The sequence below is a fragment of the Nocardioides mesophilus genome, assembly GCF_014395785.1.
Lineage (GTDB): Bacteria > Actinomycetota > Actinomycetes > Propionibacteriales > Nocardioidaceae > Nocardioides_B > Nocardioides_B mesophilus.
The window spans coordinates 4406985-4423125 of the sequence record NZ_CP060713.1; the positions used below are offsets into that span (position 1 = coordinate 4406985).

The following is a 16141-nucleotide window of genomic DNA, read 5'->3' on the forward strand; positions in this document are numbered from 1 at the left end:
TCGTCCTCGGTGCCTGCCCGCACCGTACGTCGTCGGAAGGGCCCCTCGTGCCGCGCAGCAGCTCCCGTGACCTCGCCCTCGTCGCCGTCTTCGCCGGCATCGTCGCGGCACTGGGGGCCGTCCCCGCCTTCACGCCTCCCGGGTTCAGCGTGCCGATCACGGCGCAGTCGCTCGGCGTGATGCTCGCCGGCTCGGTCATCGGGGCCCGCCGCGGCGCCTCCGCGCTGCTGCTGTTCCTGGCGCTCGTCGCCGCCGGCCTGCCGCTGCTCTCCGGCGGCCGCGGCGGGCTCGGCGTCTTCGCCGGCAGCTCCGTCGGCTTCCTCGTCGGCTTCCCGGTCGCCGCCTTCGTGATCGGCTGGCTGACCACCCGGCTGGGCGCGCCGTACACCCTGGTGGGCGGCCTGGTCGCCAACCTCGTCGGCGGCCTGGTCCTGCTCTACGTCTTCGGGGCGGCCGGACTGGCGCTGGTTCTCCAGATCTCGCCGGCGGCGGCCGCCACCGCGCTGTGGATCTACCTCCCCGGCGACCTGGTCAAGGTCGTGGTCGCGGCGTTCGTGGCGCGCGGCGTGCACGCGGCGTACCCCGGCCTGCTCGAGGGCCGCACCCGCGAGCGGCAGGATGCGCCCGTCGCCTGACCGTCCGGTCGACCTGGCCGCGGCGCCCGACCCGGTGGCTGCCTTCCGCGACGCCGAGGACACCGGCCGCCCGGTGCTGCTGCGCACCGCCGGCTCGAGCGCCGCGCCCCGCGGCGTGGTCCGCTCGACCGGCTCGTGGACCCGCTCGTTCGCCCACGTCAGCGCGCTCGCCGCGATCGACGCGGGCAGCCGGGTCCTGGTTCCGGGGCCCTCGACGTCGTCGATGAACCTGTTCGCGCGGGTGCACGCGGCGTACGTCGGCGCCCGGATCGTCGAGCTGCCGACGCAGGCGAGCCACGCCGTGCTGACCCCGTCCGGCCTGGACGCGCTGCTGGACGGTCCGGTCCCCGAGGGCCTGGCGGCGGTGGTCGCGGGCGACCGGCTCTCCCCCGCGCTGCACCGGCGGGCCACCGGACGGGGCCTGGTCGTGCACCACTACTACGGGGCCGCGGAGCTCTCGTTCGTCGCCTGGGGCGCGCACGCCGAGGACCTGGCGCCGTTCCCGGAGGTGGAGGTGGAGATCCGCGACGGCGAGGTCTGGGTCCGCTCCCCCTACCTGTGCGAGGGCTACGGCGCGGTCGACGGCGTCCGTCCCGGCGCCGGCCCCGGGCCGTGGCGGCGGAGCCCGGACGGGTTCGCCAGCGTCGGTGACCGCGGGCACCTGGAGGACGGCCGGCTGCGGCTCGGCGGCCGGCCGGGGACGCTGACCACCGGCGGCGCCACCGTCCAGGTCGGGGACGTGGAGGCGGTGCTGCGTCCGCTGGCCCACGGAGACGTGCTCGTGGTCGGCGCCCCCACGAACGGCTGGGCACGGTGCCGGCCGCGGTGCTCACCGACGCCGCCGACGTCGAGCGGCTGCTGCCGGCCAGCCGCGACCTGCTCGACCCGGCGGCCCGGCCGCGGCTGTGGTTCTGGCTGCCCAGGCTGCCGACCACCACCGCCGGCAAGACCGACCGGGAGCGGGTCGCGGACCTGGTGGCCACCGGCGCCCCCGACGTACGGCGGCTGGCCGCACCTCGCGCCGCCGCGAAGCGACGTCCCGACTAGCGTGGGCACACCATGACAGCCCCGCCGCAGCCCGACGCTCCGGTGATCGTCGCCGCCCGGCGCAGCCCGATCGGGACCGCCGGACGCTCGCTGGCCACCGTCGAGGCCGCCGACCTCGCCGGTCCGGTACTCGCCGCGGTGGCCGCCGACGTACCCGGGCTGGCACCCCGCGAGGTGGTGCTGGGCAACTGCATGGGCCCCGGCGGCGACCTCGCGCGGGTGGCAGCCCTCACCGCCGGCCTGCCGGTCGAGGTCACCGCGTTGACCGTGGACCGGCAGTGCGCGAGCGGCCTGGCCGCCGTGGAGCTCGCCGTCACCGGGCTGCGCACCGGCACCGGCCTGGTCCTGGCCGGCGGCGTCGAGTCGGCCTCGACCGCCCCCTGGCGGTTCTGGCCCCCCGGGCGCGGCGAGCAGCCGGTGCGCTACCACCGGGCCCCGTTCGCCCCGGCGGCGTCCGGGGATCCGGACATGGGGCTGGCCGCGGACCTGCTCGCGCAGGAGCGCGGCGTGGACCGGACCCGCCAGGACGCCTACGCGGCGCGCTCCCACGCGCGGGCGGCCGGGGCCATGACGGCCGGCGGCTTCGACGCCGAGCTCGTCCCGGTCGCCGGGGTGGTCCGCGACGAGCGGCCGCGGGCCGGGTTGACGGTGCAGCGGCTCGCCCGGCTCCGGCCCGCCTTCCGGCCCGGGGGGAGCGTCACCGCCGGCAACGCCTGCGGCGTCAACGACGGCGCCGCCGCGGTCGCGGTGGTGGACGCCGCCAGCCACCGGCGGCTCGGCCTCCCCGGGCTCCGGGTGCTCGGCACCGGCACCGCGGGAGTGGACCCGCGGCGCCCTGGCATCGGACTCGTGCCTGCGGTCCGGCTGGCCCTGGACCAGGCCGGGGTGGCCCTGGCCGACGTCGACGTGGTCGAGTTGAACGAGGCGTTCGCCGGCCAGGTCCTCGCCTGCTGCGACGAGCTCGGGCTGGACCCGGAGCGGGTCTGCCCGGACGGTGGCGCGCTGGCCCTCGGCCATCCCTGGGGCGCCTCCGGGGCGGTGCTGGTGGTCCGGCTGTTCAGCCGGCTGGTGCGGCAGCGGCGCGGTGAGCTGGGCCTGGCCGCCATCGCCGCCGGCGGCGGCCAGGGCGTGGCGATGGTGGTGCAGGCGTGCCGGTGATCGAGATAAAGGACGTCTCGCACGTCTACGACCAGGGCGCGGCGGCGCGCGCCGTGCTCCGCGACGTCGCCGTCCGGTTCGAGGAGCAGCGGGTCGGCGTCATCGGGGCGAACGGCTCCGGCAAGTCGACGTTCGCGCGGCTGCTCAACGGTCTGGTGGTCCCGACGCAGGGCCGGGTGCGCGTCGACGGCCTGGACACCCGCAGCGACGGCCGTGGCGTCCGGCGGCGGGTGGGGTTCTGCTTCACCGACCCCGACGCCCAGATCGTCATGCCGACCGTCGCGGAGGACATCGGCTTCGGGCTGCGCCGGCGCGGCTGGTCCCGGGCCGAGGTGGCGGAACGGGTCGCGGCGGCGCTGGCGGCGTACGGCCTCGAGGGGCATGCCGACCATCCCGCCCACCTGCTCTCCGGCGGCCAGAAGCAGCTGCTCGCGCTCGCCTCGGTGCTGGTCACCGAGCCGGCGGTGCTGGTGATGGACGAGCCGACGACGCTGCTCGACCTGCGCAACGCCCTCCGGGTCGCGGAGGTGGTCGCGGGCCTGCCGCAGCAGGTCGTGCTGGTCACGCACCACCTCGAGCTGCTCGCCGGCTTCGACCGGGTGCTGGTCTTCGACGAGGGCCGGCTCGTCGCCGACGACCTGCCCGACGCGGCGGTGGCCTACTACCGCAAGCTGATGGCATGACCTCCCTCGGGCTGTTCGTGCCGGGCGACTCCGCACTGCACCGGGCGCGGGCCGGCCACAAGCTGCTCCTGCTCCTCGTCCTGGGTGCGGTGTCGTTCCTGCTCGACGAGGTGTGGCAGGTGGGGGTCGGCCTGGCCGCGGTGGCCGGGCTGTACGGCGTCGCCGGGATCGGGCCGCGGCTGCTGCTCCGCCAGCTCCGGCCGCTGCTGTGGGTGCTCGGGGCCACCGCCCTGTTCCACGTGCTGGTCAGCGGCTGGCAGCGCGCTGCCGTCGTGGTCGGGGTCCTGGTCCTGCTCGTGCTGGCCGCCGCGCTGGTCACGCTCACCACCCGCACCACCGCGATGGTCGACGCGCTCGTCGCAGCGGTCCGCCCGCTGCGCCGGCTCGGCGTCGACCCGGACCGCGTGGGGCTGCTGCTCGCGCTGGGGATCCGGTCGGTGCCGGTCGTCATCGCGCTCGCCGAGGAGGTGCGCGACGCCCAGCTGGCCCGGGGGCTCTCCGCCAGCCCCCGCGCGTTCGCCGTGCCGCTGATCGTGCGGTCGCTGCGCCATGCCGACGCGCTCGGCGAGGCGCTCGTGGCCCGCGGCGTCGAGGACTGATCCGGCCGGCCGGATCCCGCCCTCAGCCTGGCTCGGCGGCGGCCGGCTCGTGCACCACCACGGCCGCGGAGACCGCGTCCAGGACGGCCTGGTCGAGCACCGCGCGGCGGGGGTCGGGCACCGGCAGCCACGGGCCGGTGCGCCGGGCGACCAGCGCGGCGAGGCGCGGCTCCTCGAGCACCGCCTCGACGGCCTGCCGGTCTCCCCCGCAGACCAGGGCGTCGAGGCGGGGACCGGCGTCGAGGATCCGCACCGCGTGCCCGGCCGCCGCCTCGTAGGCCTGCCGGGCCTGGTTGTCGCGTCGCCGGGCGAACCGCTGCTGGCTCTGCCCGCCGGCCTTGGTGCGGCCTTGCACGTGCCGCTGCCCGACCTTGGACTCCGCGACCGTGTCCCCGACGACCCGGGCCACGGCGAAGCCTCCCTTGCGGACCAGGAGCAGCCCCCAGGTCTGCGCGGCCGCGGTCTCCGCGACCGCGGCGGCGAACGCGGCGGGGTCCGGCGCGCCGCCGTACGACGCGCCGAACGGCAGCGCCGCCTCGGCGACCGCACCGTCAGCGGCGGTCGCGACCAGGCACCCGCGGTCGACCCTCAGGTCGCTCTCGCCGTGCCGGGTCGTGAAGTTCTCGAACCACCTCCCGACCCGGGCCGGGGGCACCAGCACGGTGCGACCCTCCACGGCGGGCGGTCGTCTCAGACGTTGAAGCCGAGGGCGCGGAGCATCTCCCGGCCGTCGTCGGTGATCTTGTCCGGGCCCCACGGCGGCATCCAGACCCAGTTGATCGTCACGTCCTTGACCAGCCCCTCGAGGGCCTGGTTGGTCTGGTCGGTGATCACGTCGGTCAGCGGGCACGCCGCGGAGGTCAGCGTCATGTCGAGGACGACGTTGCTGCCTTCGTCGAGGTGCACGTCGTAGACCAGGCCGAGGTCCACGACGTTGATGCCGAGCTCGGGGTCGACGACGTCCTTCATCGCCTCGGTGACGTCATCGACGGTGACCGTGCCGGCGCCGCCGGACGCACCGGTAAGGTCGACCTCGGGGAGGTCGGCGTGCGCGTCGGTCATGACTGCTCCTTGGTGTGGTTCGGGTCGGCCGAGTGGGTGGCCGGGGTGGGGGTCGCGCTGTCGGCCGCGGCCAGTATCTGGGCGGTGGCGTCCTTCCAGGCCATCCACGACAGCAGCGCGCACTTCACGCGTGCCGGGAACTTGGCGACGCCGGCGAAGGCGATGCCGTCCTCGAGGACGTCCTCGTCGGGCTCGACGGTGCCGCGGCCCTGCATGAGAGCCAGGAACTCCTCGTGCACGGAGACCGCCTCGGTGACCGGCCTGCCGATCACCAGGTCCGTCATCACCGAGGCCGACGCCTGGCTGATCGAGCAGCCCTCGGCGTCGTAGGAGACGTCGCCGACGACCATCTGCGCGGCGTCGGTGTCCGACGGCACCAGGTGCACCCGGAGCGTCACCTCGTCACCGCAGGTCGGGTTCACGTGGTGCACCTCGGCCTCGTAGGGCTCGCGGAGCCCGGCGTGGTGCGGGTTCTTGTAGTGGTCCAGGATGATCTCCTGGTACAGCGAGTCGAGATTCTCTGCCATCAGCTCATCCCACCTTGAAGTACTTCTGGGTGTACTCCAACCCCTCGATGAGCGCGTCGATCTCGGCCGGAGTCGTGTAGAGGTACGACGACATCCGGGTCGAGCTCTGCACGCCGAAGCGTTTGTGCGCCGGCTTGGCGCAGTGGTGACCGGCGCGCACCGCGACCCCGCGGGAGTCGAGCACCTGCGCCACGTCGTGCGGGTGCACCCCGTCGAGCTCGAAGGAGATCGCGCCGCCCCGCAGCTGGGCGGAGAGCGGTCCGAGGACGTGCACGCCCGGCAGCGAGGTCAGCCGCTCCAGGGCATAGCCCGTGATCGCCTCCTCGTGGGCCCGGATGTTCTCCAGACCCACGGCACTGAGGTAGTCCAGCGCGGCGCCGAGACCGACGGCCTCGACGATCGGCGGGGTGCCGGCCTCGAACTTGTGCGGGATCGGGGCGTACGTCGAGCGCTCCATCGACACGGTGGCGATCATCTCGCCGCCGCCGAGGAACGGGGGCAGCTGGTCGAGCAGCTCCCGGCGTCCCCAGAGCACGCCGATCCCCGTCGGCCCGGTCACCTTGTGGCCGGTGAACGCGACGAAGTCCGCGCCGATCGCCTGCACGTCGACCGGCATCTGCGGCACGGCCTGGGCGGCGTCGACGACCACGACGGCACCGACCTCGTGGGCGCGGCGGGCGATCTCGGCGACCGGGTTGACGGTGCCGAGCATGTTGGAGACCCAGGTCAGCGAGACGATCCGGGTGCGCTCGGTGATCAGCTCGTCGATGTTCGACAGGTCGAGCCGGCCGTCCTCGGTGAGGCCGAACCAGCGCAGCCGGGCACCGGTGCGCTGGGTGAGCAGCTGCCACGGCACGATGTTGGAGTGGTGCTCCATCTCGGTGATCAGCACCTCGTCGCCCTCACCGAGCGCGAGCGGCCCGCGGGCCCAGGCAAAGGTGTTGGCGACCAGGTTGATCGCCTCCGACGCGTTCTTGGTGAAGATCACCTCGTCGCGCGAGGGGGCGTTGAGGAAGGCGGCGACCGTGTCGCGCGCCGCCTCGAACGCCGCGGACGACTCGGCCCCGAGCTGGTGCATCGCCCTGGCCACGTTGGCGTTGTGCCGCTCGAGGTGGTCGACCATCGCGTCGATCACGACCTGCGGCTTCTGCGAGGTGTTGGCGCTGTCGAGGTAGACCAGCGGGTGGCCGCCCTCCATCGTGCGCGACAGGATCGGGAAGTCGGCCCGGATCAGGTCGAGCCCGGGCAGCAGCCCCGGCAAGGTGACCGTCTCGGTCATGGTGCCTCCTTCCTCTAACCGGTGCAGGGGGACGGTCGCTCAGACCGCGGCGTTGGTGAAGCGGTCGTAGCCCTCGGCCTCGAGACGGTCGGCGAGCTCGGGGCCGCCCTCCTCGGCGATCCTGCCGTCGACGAAGACGTGCACGAAGTCGGGCTTGATGTAGCGCAGGATGCGCGTGTAGTGCGTGATCAGCAGGACGCCGCGGTCGCCGCGCTCGCGGAACCGGTTCACGCCCTCGGAGACGATCTTCAGCGCGTCGATGTCGAGGCCGGAGTCGGTCTCGTCGAGGACGGCGACCTTGGGGTCGAGCAGCTCGAGCTGGACGATCTCGTGGCGCTTCTTCTCGCCGCCGGAGAAGCCCTCGTTGACCGAGCGCTGCGCCATGTCGGTGTCCATGTGCATGCGCTGCATAGAGGCGTTGACCTCCTTGACCCAGGTGCGGAGCTTGGGGGCCTCACCGTCGATCGCGGTCTTGGCGGTCCGCAGGAAGTTCGACACCGAGACGCCGGGCACCTCGACGGGGTACTGCATCGCGAGGAAGAGCCCGGCACGGGCGCGCTCGTCGACCGACATCGACAGCACGTCGACGCCGTCGAGGGTCACGCTGCCGCCGGTGACGGTGTACTTGGGGTGGCCGGCGATCGAGTAGGCCAGCGTGGACTTGCCGGAGCCGTTCGGGCCCATGATCGCGTGGGTCTGTCCCCCGGCGATCGTGAGGTCGACCCCCTTGAGGATCTCCTTGGGGCCGTGCTCGGTGTCGACGGTGACGTGCAGGTCGCGGATCTCGAGAGTTGCCATCGTGTGTCCTGTCGTTGCGCGGGTCTGGGGGGTAAGGGGGTTCACTCGGAGACGAGGGGGCTGCTGACGTCGACCAGGACGTCGTCGCCCTCGACTCGCACCGGGTAGGTGGGGACGGGCTCGGTCGCCGGCGGGCCGCTGGGCTTGCCGGTGCGCAGGTCGAAGCGCGAGCCGTGCAGCCAGCACTCGATCTCGCAGCCCTCGACGTCGCCCTCGGAGAGGGGTACGGCGGCGTGGGAGCACTCGTCGCGGATCGCGAAGACGTCCTCGCCGGCCCGGACGACGGCGACGTCCACGCCGTCCACGTTCACGGCCAGCGAGCTGTCGACGGCGACCTCGGCGAGGGCGCAGGCGCGGGTGAAGCTCATGCGCCCTCCTCGACGGTGACGGCCGGACGGCCGACGTTCTTCTCCAGCTCGGTCTCGATGGTCTGCATCAGGCGCTCCTCGATCTGGGGCACACCGATCTTGCGGACGATGTCGGCGAAGAAGCCGTGCACGACCAGGCGGCGGGCCTCGTCCTCGGGGATGCCCCGCGCCTGCAGGTAGAACAGCTGCTGGTCGTCGAAGCGGCCGGTGGTCGAGGCGTGCCCGGCACCCTCGATCTCGCCGGTCTCGATCTCGAGGTTCGGCACCGAGTCGGCCTGGCAGCCGTCGGTCAGCACGAGGTTGCGGTTGGACTCGTAGGTCTCGATGCCCTCGGCGACCTTGCGGATCAGCACGTCGCCGATCCACACGGAGTGCGCACCCTGTCCCTGCAGCGCGCCCTTGTAGTCCACGTTGCTCCGCGTCTTGGGTGCGTTGTGGTCGACGAAGAGCCGGTGCTCGAGGTGCTGGCCGGCGTCGGCGAAGTAGAGGCCGAACATCTCGGCGCTCCCGCCGGGGCCGGCGTAGCGGACGTTGGAGTTCATCCGGACCAGGTCGCCGCCGAAGGAGATCGCGACGTGGCGGTAGCTCGCGTCGCGGCCGACGAGGGCCTCCTGGTGGCTCAGGTGCACCGCGTCGTCGGCCCAGTCCTGGATCGAGATGACCGACACGTTGGCGCCGTCGCCGACCTGCGCCTCGACGACCTGCGCGATGCTCGAGGAGCCCTCGTGCACCAGCACGACCACCGCGCGCGAGTGGGCACCGAAGCGCAGGGCGATGTGCCCGGCCTCGGTGACCTCCGGGTCGCTGCCGGCCAGCGTCACCACGATCGGCTCCGTGACCTCGGCGTCGGCCGGCACGTCGACCAGCAGCGTGGAGGGCACCTCGCTCATCACCCGGGCGCTGGTGCGGTCGCTGGGCACGAAGCCGCTGATCCCGCGCAGCGAGCGGGCCTGCTCGCCGTCGACGCCCTCGACCCGGACGCCGTCCGGGGCGGTCCAGGTGCAGGCCGTGGCGCTGGCCTGGAAGGGGGCGTCGGCGTGCAGGCCGCGCAGCCGCTTGAGCGGGGTGAACCGCCAGATCTCCTCGCGGCCGGTCGGGACCGGGTGGTCCTCGACCGTCCAGGAGCCGTCGGGGTGCAGGTGGCTGGCCACCTTGTCCCCGCGGTCGGCGGTCTCCAGGGCGGCCGCCACGTTCGGCGTGTCAGTAACAGTCAACGGTTCGCTTTCTACGTCGTGGTCTCGACAAGCTCGACCAGCGGAGGTGGGAGGTGGCGAGGTCGGTCAGCCGACCGCGCCCTCCATCTGCAGCTCGATGAGCCGGTTGAGCTCGAGGGCGTACTCCATCGGGAGCTCCTTGGCGATCGGCTCCACGAACCCGCGGACGATCATCGCCATCGCCTCGTCCTCCTCCATGCCCCGGCTCATCAGGTAGAAGAGCTGGTCGTCGGAGACCTTGGAGACCGTCGCCTCGTGGGCCATCGACACGTCGTCCTCGCGGACGTCGACGTAGGGGTAGGTGTCGGAGCGGCTGATCTGGTCGACGAGCAGCGCGTCGCACTTCACGATGCTGGAGGAGTGCTCGGCGCCCTCGTTGACCTGGATGAGCCCGCGGTACGACGTACGACCGCCGCCGCGCGCCACCGACTTGGAGATGATCGAGCTCGAGGTGTTCGGCGCGGCGTGCACCATCTTGGCGCCGGCGTCCTGGTGCTGGCCCTCGCCGGCGAAGGCGATCGACAGCGTCTCGCCCCGGGCGTGCTCACCCATGAGGTAGATGGCGGGGTACTTCATCGTGACCTTGGAGCCGATGTTGCCGTCGACCCACTCCATGGTGGCGCCGGCCTCGCAGGTCGCGCGCTTGGTCACCAGGTTGTAGACGTTGTTCGACCAGTTCTGGATCGTCGTGTAGCGGCAGCGCGCGCCCTTCTTCACGATGATCTCGACGACCGCGGAGTGCAGCGAGTCCGAGGAGTAGATCGGCGCGGTGCAGCCCTCGACGTAGTGCACGTAGGCGTCCTCGTCGACGATGATCAGCGTGCGCTCGAACTGGCCCATGTTCTCGGTGTTGATCCGGAAGTAGGCCTGCAGCGGGATGTCCACGTGGACGCCCTTGGGCACGTAGATGAACGAGCCGCCGGACCACACCGAGGTGTTCAGCGCGGAGAACTTGTTGTCGCCGACCGGGATGACGGTGCCGAAGTACTCCTTGAGGAGGTCCTCGTGCTCGCGCAGCGCGGTGTCGGTGTCGACGAAGATGACGCCCTGCTCCTCGAGGTCCTCGCGGATCGCGTGGTAGACCACCTCGGACTCGTACTGCGCGGCGACGCCGGAGACCAGACGCTGCTTCTCCGCCTCGGGGATGCCGAGCCGGTCGTAGGTGTTCTTGATGTCCTCGGGGAGGTCGTCCCAGGTCGCGGCCTGCTTCTCGGTGGAGCGGACGAAGTACTTGATGTTGTCGAAGTCGATGCCGCCCAGGTCGGCGCCCCACGCCGGCATCGGCTTGCGCTGGAAGAGCTTGAGGCCCTTCAGGCGCAGGTCGAGCATCCACTGGGGCTCGCTCTTCTTCGAGGAGATGTCGCGCACGACGTCCTCGCTGAGGCCGCGCTGCGCGGTGGAGCCCGCGTCGTCCTTGTCGGACCAGCCGAACTGGTAGCGGCCCAGGCCCTCGAGCTCGGGGTTCATCTGCTCGATCGTCGTCATCGCGTCGTCAGCCTCTCGGTGGTGGGGTGCGGAGCGGTCGTGGGAGCGGGGGCAGCGAGCTGCCCTGTCGCCCCGGCCGCCGGGATGGTTCCGGGTGGTGCGGGAATGCAGGTGGTGCAGACCCCGTCGCCGTGGGCGATCGTGGCCAGGCGTTGGACGTGCCGGCCGAGGACCTTGCTGATGACCTCGGTCTCGGCCTCGCACAGCTGGGGGAACTCGTGGGCCACGTGGGCGACCGGGCAGTGCTGCTGGCACAGCTGCTCGCCCACCGGGCTCGTGCGGATCGAGGCGGCGTACCCGCCCTGGGTGAGCGCCTGCGCCAGCGCCTCGGACGGGGAGCCCTCCGGGTCGGCCGCCATGATCTCGGCGTAGCGGGACTCCAGCCCGGCGACGCGACGCCGCGCGAAGGACATGACCGCGTCCTCCCCACCGGTCTCGGCGAGGAAACGCAGCGCCTGGGCGGCGAGGTCGTCGTACTGCTGGTCGAAGCGGTCGCGGCCGAGCTCGGTGAGCGCGAAGACCTTGGCCGGACGGCCGCGTCCCCGGGCGGCGTTGGGCCGCGGCTCACGGGCCTCCACGGCGCCCTCGTCGCTGAGGTGGTCCAGGTGCCGCCGGACGGCGGCGGGCGTGAGGTCGAGCCGGTCCGCGAGGACGGCCGCCGTGCTCGGGCCCAACTCGAGGATCGACCGGGCCACGCGCTCCCGGGTCGGAGCCTCGTCGACCGGGGTTCCGGTCATGCTGTCGAATTCCACAACATCATTGTGTCGTTAATGGGACACGGCTTCAAATAAGGCTCACCTAACCCGCGACCCCCACCCCCGGCGACGGGGCCGCCGGAGCCCTGCGCGGGTGCGAGCCGGATCACACCCGGTCGCCCCGGCGGGGTGGGTGCCCGGGTGGTTCCTAGACTGCACGATGTGAACACGCCCGCCCCGACCGCCGGGGCCACCGCCCCCGCGGTGGTGATCGAGGGGCTGCAGATGCGCTACGGCGACACCGTCGCCGTCGACGGGCTCTCCCTGGAGGTCGCCCGCGGCTCGGTGACCGCCGTGCTGGGACCCAACGGGGCCGGCAAGACCACCACGCTCGAGACCTGCGAGGGCTACCGGCGGCCGCAGCGCGGCACCGTCCGGGTCCTCGGTCTCGACCCGACCGCCCAGCGCCGCGACCTGCTCCCCCGGATCGGGGTGATGCTGCAGGACGGCGGCGCCTGGTCGGGCGTGCGGGCCGTGGAGATGCTCGAGCACGTCGCGTCGCTGCACGCGCACCCCCTGCCGGTGCCGCTGCTGGTCGAGCGCCTCGGTCTCGGCTCGTGCGGCCGGACGCCGTACCGGCGCCTCTCCGGCGGCCAGCAGCAACGCCTCGGCCTGGCGATGGCCGTGGTCGGGCGACCGGAGCTGGTCTTCGTCGACGAGCCGACCGCCGGGATGGACCCGCAGGCGCGGCGCGACACCTGGGACCTCCTGGAGGAGATGCGGGCCGACGGGGTGACGATCGTGCTGACCACCCACTACATGGACGAGGCCGAGCGGCTGGCCGACACCGTGCACGTGATCGACCACGGCCGGCTGATCGCGACCGGGAGCCCGTTCGAGCTCACCCGCGGCACCGGCCACAGCACGATCCGGCTGGTCGTCACCGAGCCGTTCCCCCCGGACGCGCCCGCGTCGCTGCAGCTGGCACTGGGCGTGGACACCGTGGTCCGGGCGATCAACGCGCACAGCCTGCTGATCAGCGGACCCGCGGACGCCTCGACGCTGGCGACCGTCTCCGCCTGGTGCGAGCAGCACGGCGTGCTGCCGGAGTCGCTGGCGCTGGGCCAGCGGACCCTCGAGGACGTCTTCCTCCAGATCACCGGTCGGGAGCTGGCCACATGAGCGGCTCGTTCGCGCCGCGGCCGGGCGCCGCGCCGCTGTCGCAGATGGTCCGGGCGCAGGTGCGCATGGAGACCCGGCTGCTGCTGCGCAACGGCGAGCAGCTGCTGCTCGCCGTGGTGATCCCGCTGATCGTCCTGGTCGGTGGCGTGCTGGCAGCCGACCGGTTCGACCTGTCGCTCTCGCACCGCCCGGTCGACCTGCTCACCCCCGGGGTGCTCGCGCTGGCGGTGATGTCCACGAGCTTCACCGCGCTCGCGATCGCGACCGGGTTCGAGCGGCGCTACGGCGTCCTGAAGCGGCTGGGCGCCTCACCACTGCCCCGTTCCGGCCTGCTGATGGGCAAGGTCGGCGCGTTGCTGCTCGTCGAGCTGCTGCAGGCGGTGGTGATCGGCGGCGCCGGCCTGCTGATGGGCTGGCGGCCGGAGATCACCGTCCCGGGCCTCGCCGGGGCGCTGGCGGTCGCGCTGCTCGGCACCGCCGCCTTCGCCTCGCTGGGGCTGCTGCTGGCCGGCACGCTGCGCGCCGAGGCCACCCTGGCCGCCGCCAACCTGGTCTACCTCCTGCTGATGGCCGGCGGCGGCGTGGTGCTGCCGACGACGTCGTACGGCGGCAGCGGGCTCCTCGACGGCGCGCTCACCGCGCTGCCCTCGGGCGCTCTCGGGGACGGGATGCGCACCGCGTTCATCGACGGCGGCTTCCCACTGGTGCCGCTCGCGGTGCTCGCCGCGTGGTCGGCGCTCGGCACCTACCTCACCGCCCGGACGTTCCGATGGGAGTGACCGTGACCATGACCGAGACCGGACGCGAGCGCGCCGCGCCGCCCGCGTGGACCGTCCGCTGGCTGCGGCCGGCGGCGATCGCCTCGCTGGTGGTGAACGTGCTGATCGTCGTCACCGGCGGGGTCGTCCGGCTCACCGGGTCGGGCCTCGGCTGCCCGACGTGGCCCCGGTGCACCGACCAGTCCTTCGTGCCGCACCGCGAGCTCGGGATTCACGGCGCGATCGAGTTCGGCAACCGGATGGTGACCTTCCTGCTGGCCGCGGTGGCCATCGCCACGCTGGTGGTGGCCTGGCGGCACGGGCGGCGCAGCCTGACCCGGCTGGCGTTCGTGCTGGCGCTCGGCGTGCCCGCCCAGGCGGTCGTCGGCGGGATCACGGTGCTGACCGACCTCAACCCCTGGATCGTCGCGTTCCACCTGCTCGTGTCGCTGGCGATGATCGGGGTCAGCGTGGTGCTGCTGCGGCGGCTCGACGAGGGTGACGGGCCGGCCGAGCCGTTGGTGGCCGGCGGCATCGTGCGGCTGGTGCAGACGACGTTCGTGGTCGGCTGGGTGGTGCTGTACGTCGGGACCGTGGTGACCGGCAGCGGGCCGCACGCCGGAGATCTCGACGCCCGGCGCAACGGCCTCGACCCGCGGGCGCTGAGCCAGCTGCACACCGACGTGGTGTTCCTCCTGCTCGGGCTGAGCATCGCCACGGTCCTCGTGCTGCGCGCCGTCAACGCTCCCCGGCTGGCCCGCCGGGCGGCGCTGACGCTGGTGGCGGTCGAGCTGGCGCAGGGCGTGGTCGGCTTCGTGCAGTACTTCCTGGACCTGCCCATCGGCCTGGTGGCGCTGCACCTGCTGGGGGCCGCGCTGACCTCGGCGGCCCTGGCATGGCTGCTGGTCAGCGTCCGCGAGCACTCGCACACCGGTGCGCCGGTGGTGGCCGGCTCGTCCAGCTGACCGGACGGGCCGTGGTCGGCGCCCCCGTGGCGCCGACTTCGGCCCGTCACTGGGTGAGACGCACGACCGGGGCGGTTGGGTTGCCGTCCGGCCCCCACTTTCTGGTCGAGGCCGCGCCTCGGCCGCAGTGGGACTCCGCTGCTCGCGCTCTGCCCGCGCTGCTACCGGGGCGCCTCGGCCAGCCACTGCAGGGCGAGTGACTCGCGCACGGTGAAGCGGTGGTTGCCGTCCGCGCTGCCGTCGGCGGCGAACGGCGCGTTCGCGGCGAGCGCCTGGGCCACCGTCATCCGGACCGTCCGCAGGCCCAGAGCCTGCTCGTCGGGGCTCAGCCCGGGAGCCTCCTGGTCCCGGCCGACCCGGCAGCGCAGGTAGCGCGACGTCATCCGGAAGGTGGCGGCCCCGTCCTGGGGGCGGGCCGCCGCGACCTCCACGATCGTGCCCAGGTCATCGAGGACCGCGGTGACCTCGAGCCCGCACTCCTCGCGCACCTCGCGGCGCAGCGCCTGCTCGTCGCTCTCCCCCGGCTCCACGCCGCCGCCGGGGAACTTCACGGCGCCGCGGGCGGTCTGCAGGAGCAGCAGCCACTCCCCGTCCAGGACGACGGCACGGACCGCACGGCGCTCGACAGCAGCGCCACCGGAGCCGCCCGCGGCGGGGACCGGACCGTGGGTCAGCGTGGCCAGCCGCGCAGGGGGACTCGGGGTCACCGGGTGAGCAGCGGGTCGAGGGCGACGCCCACGAACAGCAGCGAGAGGTACATGTTCGACCAGTGGAACAGCCGCATCGGCTTGAGGTCCACGACGTCGTCGCTGACCGCGGCCCGGCGCAGCAGCAGGTGCGACTCGACGAGGAACGCGGCACCCAGCACCACCGCGACCGTGGGGTAGAACCAGCCGGTGCCGGCCACCGGCCACAGCAGCAGAGAGGTCGCCACCATCACGTAGGAGTACCCGGTGATCTGGCGGGCCACGGTGCGCGCGCCCGCGACCACCGGCAGCATCGGCACCTCGGCGGCCGCGTAGTCCTCGCGGTACCGGATCGCCAGCGCCCAGAAGTGGGGCGGCGTCCAGAAGAACACCACCAGGAACAGCACGACCGGGGCCCAGGCCAGCTCGCCGGTGACCGCGGTCCACCCGATCAGCGCCGGGAAGCAGCCCGCGGCCCCTCCCCAGACGATGTTCTGGGTGGTGCGGCGCTTGAGGATCATCGTGTAGCCGACGACGTAGAAGACGTTCGCCGCCAGCGCCAGGCCGGCGGAGAGCCAGTTCACGAGCAGCCCGAGCATCACCGTGGAGACCACGCCGAGCATCAGCCCGAACACGAGCGCCGCGCGTTGCGACACCAGGTGCCGCGGGAGCGCCCGGCGACGGGTGCGGCGCATCCGCTCGTCGATGTCGGCGTCGTAGACGCAGTTGAGGGCGTTGGCGCTGCCGGCCGAGAGGGTGCCGCCGACGACGGTCGCCACCACGAGCCCCAGCGGCGGCACGCCACGCTGGGCGAGGAACATCACCGGCACGGTGGTCAGCAGGAGCAGCTCGATGATCCGCGGCTTGGTGAGGCCGACGTACGCCATCACCACGTCGCGCAGACGAGGCGGCGTCGCGCGCGCACCCTCCTGCGTCCGGAGTGAGACGTGGGGATCGACGGCGGTCACACGAACCTCGGGGTCGGGGACGGGCATCCGGC

19 protein-coding genes are annotated in these 16141 nt (G+C 73.2%); 8 read left to right on the top strand and 11 right to left on the bottom strand.

Annotated features, from left to right (window positions below; genetic code table 11):
* Positions 1-47 precede the first annotated feature (47 nt).
* The 5 genes from H9L09_RS21070 to H9L09_RS21090 are packed head-to-tail and all read left to right on the top strand — an operon-like array spanning position 48 to position 4122.
* The gene (locus H9L09_RS21070) at positions 48-635 is read left to right on the top strand and encodes a biotin transporter BioY (RefSeq protein ID WP_187578724.1); all 588 of its coding nucleotides are present in this window, start codon (positions 48-50) and stop codon (positions 633-635) included.
* Positions 619-1698: an acyl-CoA synthetase family protein gene (locus tag H9L09_RS21075; RefSeq protein WP_187578725.1), complete on the top strand. Its 1080-nt coding sequence runs from the start codon at positions 619-621 to the stop codon at positions 1696-1698. The genes H9L09_RS21070 and H9L09_RS21075 overlap by 17 nt, the downstream gene beginning before the upstream one ends.
* A complete protein-coding gene (locus H9L09_RS21080; RefSeq protein WP_187578726.1) occupies positions 1695-2840 on the top strand; it encodes a thiolase family protein in 1146 nt (381 codons plus the stop codon). Before H9L09_RS21075 ends, H9L09_RS21080 begins: the two co-directional genes overlap by 4 nt.
* Entirely contained in the window at positions 2837-3523 is a 687-nt protein-coding gene (locus tag H9L09_RS21085) for an energy-coupling factor ABC transporter ATP-binding protein (protein WP_343065155.1), read from the top strand. Before H9L09_RS21080 ends, H9L09_RS21085 begins: the two co-directional genes overlap by 4 nt.
* Positions 3520-4122, top strand: coding sequence for an energy-coupling factor transporter transmembrane component T family protein (locus H9L09_RS21090; protein WP_187578728.1), 603 nt, complete (start codon positions 3520-3522; stop codon positions 4120-4122). Before H9L09_RS21085 ends, H9L09_RS21090 begins: the two co-directional genes overlap by 4 nt.
* A 22-nt stretch (positions 4123-4144) precedes the next feature.
* Here the strand turns inward: H9L09_RS21090 and H9L09_RS21095 are convergent, their stop codons facing one another.
* The 9 genes from H9L09_RS21095 to H9L09_RS21135 form a co-directional block, all read right to left on the bottom strand.
* A complete protein-coding gene (locus H9L09_RS21095) occupies positions 4145-4783 on the bottom strand; it encodes an acVLRF1 family peptidyl-tRNA hydrolase (protein ID WP_246456156.1) in 639 nt (212 codons plus the stop codon).
* Between the two features lie 29 nt (positions 4784-4812).
* A complete protein-coding gene (locus H9L09_RS21100) occupies positions 4813-5091 on the bottom strand; it encodes a metal-sulfur cluster assembly factor (RefSeq protein ID WP_425491735.1) in 279 nt (92 codons plus the stop codon).
* 89 nt (positions 5092-5180) lie between these two features.
* Positions 5181-5711 carry a Fe-S cluster assembly sulfur transfer protein SufU gene (gene sufU, locus H9L09_RS21105; RefSeq protein ID WP_187578730.1) on the bottom strand — a complete coding sequence of 177 codons (531 nt, stop codon included), beginning with the start codon at positions 5709-5711 and terminating at the stop codon, positions 5181-5183.
* 4 nt (positions 5712-5715) lie between these two features.
* Entirely contained in the window at positions 5716-6990 is a 1275-nt protein-coding gene (locus H9L09_RS21110) for a cysteine desulfurase (protein ID WP_187578731.1), read from the bottom strand.
* Between the two features lie 39 nt (positions 6991-7029).
* Entirely contained in the window at positions 7030-7788 is a 759-nt protein-coding gene (gene sufC / locus H9L09_RS21115) for a Fe-S cluster assembly ATPase SufC (RefSeq protein WP_187578732.1), read from the bottom strand.
* Between the two features lie 41 nt (positions 7789-7829).
* The gene (locus H9L09_RS21120; RefSeq protein ID WP_187578733.1) at positions 7830-8156 is read right to left on the bottom strand and encodes a non-heme iron oxygenase ferredoxin subunit; all 327 of its coding nucleotides are present in this window, start codon (positions 8154-8156) and stop codon (positions 7830-7832) included.
* Entirely contained in the window at positions 8153-9370 is a 1218-nt protein-coding gene (gene sufD, locus H9L09_RS21125; RefSeq protein ID WP_187578734.1) for a Fe-S cluster assembly protein SufD, read from the bottom strand. The genes H9L09_RS21120 and sufD overlap by 4 nt, the downstream gene beginning before the upstream one ends.
* Positions 9371-9436: 66 nt before the next feature.
* Positions 9437-10855, bottom strand: a complete 1419-nt coding sequence (sufB, locus tag H9L09_RS21130; RefSeq protein WP_187578735.1) for a Fe-S cluster assembly protein SufB — start codon at positions 10853-10855, stop codon at positions 9437-9439.
* Complete coding sequence (locus H9L09_RS21135; RefSeq protein ID WP_187578736.1) at positions 10852-11592, bottom strand: helix-turn-helix transcriptional regulator; 741 nt, start codon at positions 11590-11592, stop codon at positions 10852-10854. The genes sufB and H9L09_RS21135 overlap by 4 nt, the downstream gene beginning before the upstream one ends.
* Positions 11593-11772: 180 nt before the next feature.
* Here H9L09_RS21135 and H9L09_RS21140 point away from each other — a divergent pair, with 180 nt between their 5' ends.
* The 3 genes from H9L09_RS21140 to H9L09_RS21150 are packed head-to-tail and all read left to right on the top strand — an operon-like array spanning position 11773 to position 14455.
* Positions 11773-12732, top strand: a complete 960-nt coding sequence (locus H9L09_RS21140) for an ABC transporter ATP-binding protein (protein ID WP_246456157.1) — start codon at positions 11773-11775, stop codon at positions 12730-12732.
* Positions 12729-13511, top strand: a complete 783-nt coding sequence (locus tag H9L09_RS21145) for an ABC transporter permease (RefSeq protein ID WP_187578737.1) — start codon at positions 12729-12731, stop codon at positions 13509-13511. Before H9L09_RS21140 ends, H9L09_RS21145 begins: the two co-directional genes overlap by 4 nt.
* Positions 13512-13519: 8 nt before the next feature.
* Entirely contained in the window at positions 13520-14455 is a 936-nt protein-coding gene (locus H9L09_RS21150; protein WP_223164151.1) for a COX15/CtaA family protein, read from the top strand.
* A 161-nt stretch (positions 14456-14616) separates the two neighbouring features.
* Here H9L09_RS21150 and H9L09_RS21155 read toward each other — a convergent pair whose 3' ends face one another.
* On the bottom strand, positions 14617-15162 hold the full coding sequence (locus tag H9L09_RS21155) for an NUDIX hydrolase (RefSeq protein ID WP_187578738.1): 546 nt from the start codon (positions 15160-15162) through the stop codon (positions 14617-14619).
* Positions 15159-16136, bottom strand: a complete 978-nt coding sequence (locus tag H9L09_RS21160; RefSeq protein WP_187578739.1) for a heme o synthase — start codon at positions 16134-16136, stop codon at positions 15159-15161. The genes H9L09_RS21155 and H9L09_RS21160 overlap by 4 nt, the downstream gene beginning before the upstream one ends.
* Between the last annotated feature and the right edge of the window lie 5 nt (positions 16137-16141).

Bases quoted from the DNA above. Each gene is read 5' to 3' on its own strand.
- H9L09_RS21075 (WP_187578725.1), top strand. From the start codon at position 619: ATGCGCCCGTCGCCTGACCGTCCGGTCGACCTGGCCGCGGCGCCCGAC.
- H9L09_RS21080 (WP_187578726.1), top strand. From the start codon at position 1,695: ATGACAGCCCCGCCGCAGCCCGACGCTCCGGTGATCGTCGCCGCCCGG.
- H9L09_RS21090 (WP_187578728.1), top strand. From the start codon at position 3,520: ATGACCTCCCTCGGGCTGTTCGTGCCGGGCGACTCCGCACTGCACCGG.
- H9L09_RS21100 (WP_425491735.1), bottom strand. From the start codon at position 5,091: ATGAAGGACGTCGTCGACCCCGAGCTCGGCATCAACGTCGTGGACCTC.
- sufU (WP_187578730.1), bottom strand. From the start codon at position 5,711: ATGGCAGAGAATCTCGACTCGCTGTACCAGGAGATCATCCTGGACCAC.
- H9L09_RS21110 (WP_187578731.1), bottom strand. From the start codon at position 6,990: ATGACCGAGACGGTCACCTTGCCGGGGCTGCTGCCCGGGCTCGACCTG.
- sufC (WP_187578732.1), bottom strand. From the start codon at position 7,788: ATGGCAACTCTCGAGATCCGCGACCTGCACGTCACCGTCGACACCGAG.
- H9L09_RS21120 (WP_187578733.1), bottom strand. From the start codon at position 8,156: ATGAGCTTCACCCGCGCCTGCGCCCTCGCCGAGGTCGCCGTCGACAGC.
- sufB (WP_187578735.1), bottom strand. From the start codon at position 10,855: ATGACGACGATCGAGCAGATGAACCCCGAGCTCGAGGGCCTGGGCCGC.
- H9L09_RS21135 (WP_187578736.1), bottom strand. From the start codon at position 11,592: ATGACCGGAACCCCGGTCGACGAGGCTCCGACCCGGGAGCGCGTGGCC.
- H9L09_RS21145 (WP_187578737.1), top strand. From the start codon at position 12,729: ATGAGCGGCTCGTTCGCGCCGCGGCCGGGCGCCGCGCCGCTGTCGCAG.
- H9L09_RS21150 (WP_223164151.1), top strand. From the start codon at position 13,520: ATGACCGAGACCGGACGCGAGCGCGCCGCGCCGCCCGCGTGGACCGTC.
- H9L09_RS21160 (WP_187578739.1), bottom strand. From the start codon at position 16,136: ATGCCCGTCCCCGACCCCGAGGTTCGTGTGACCGCCGTCGATCCCCAC.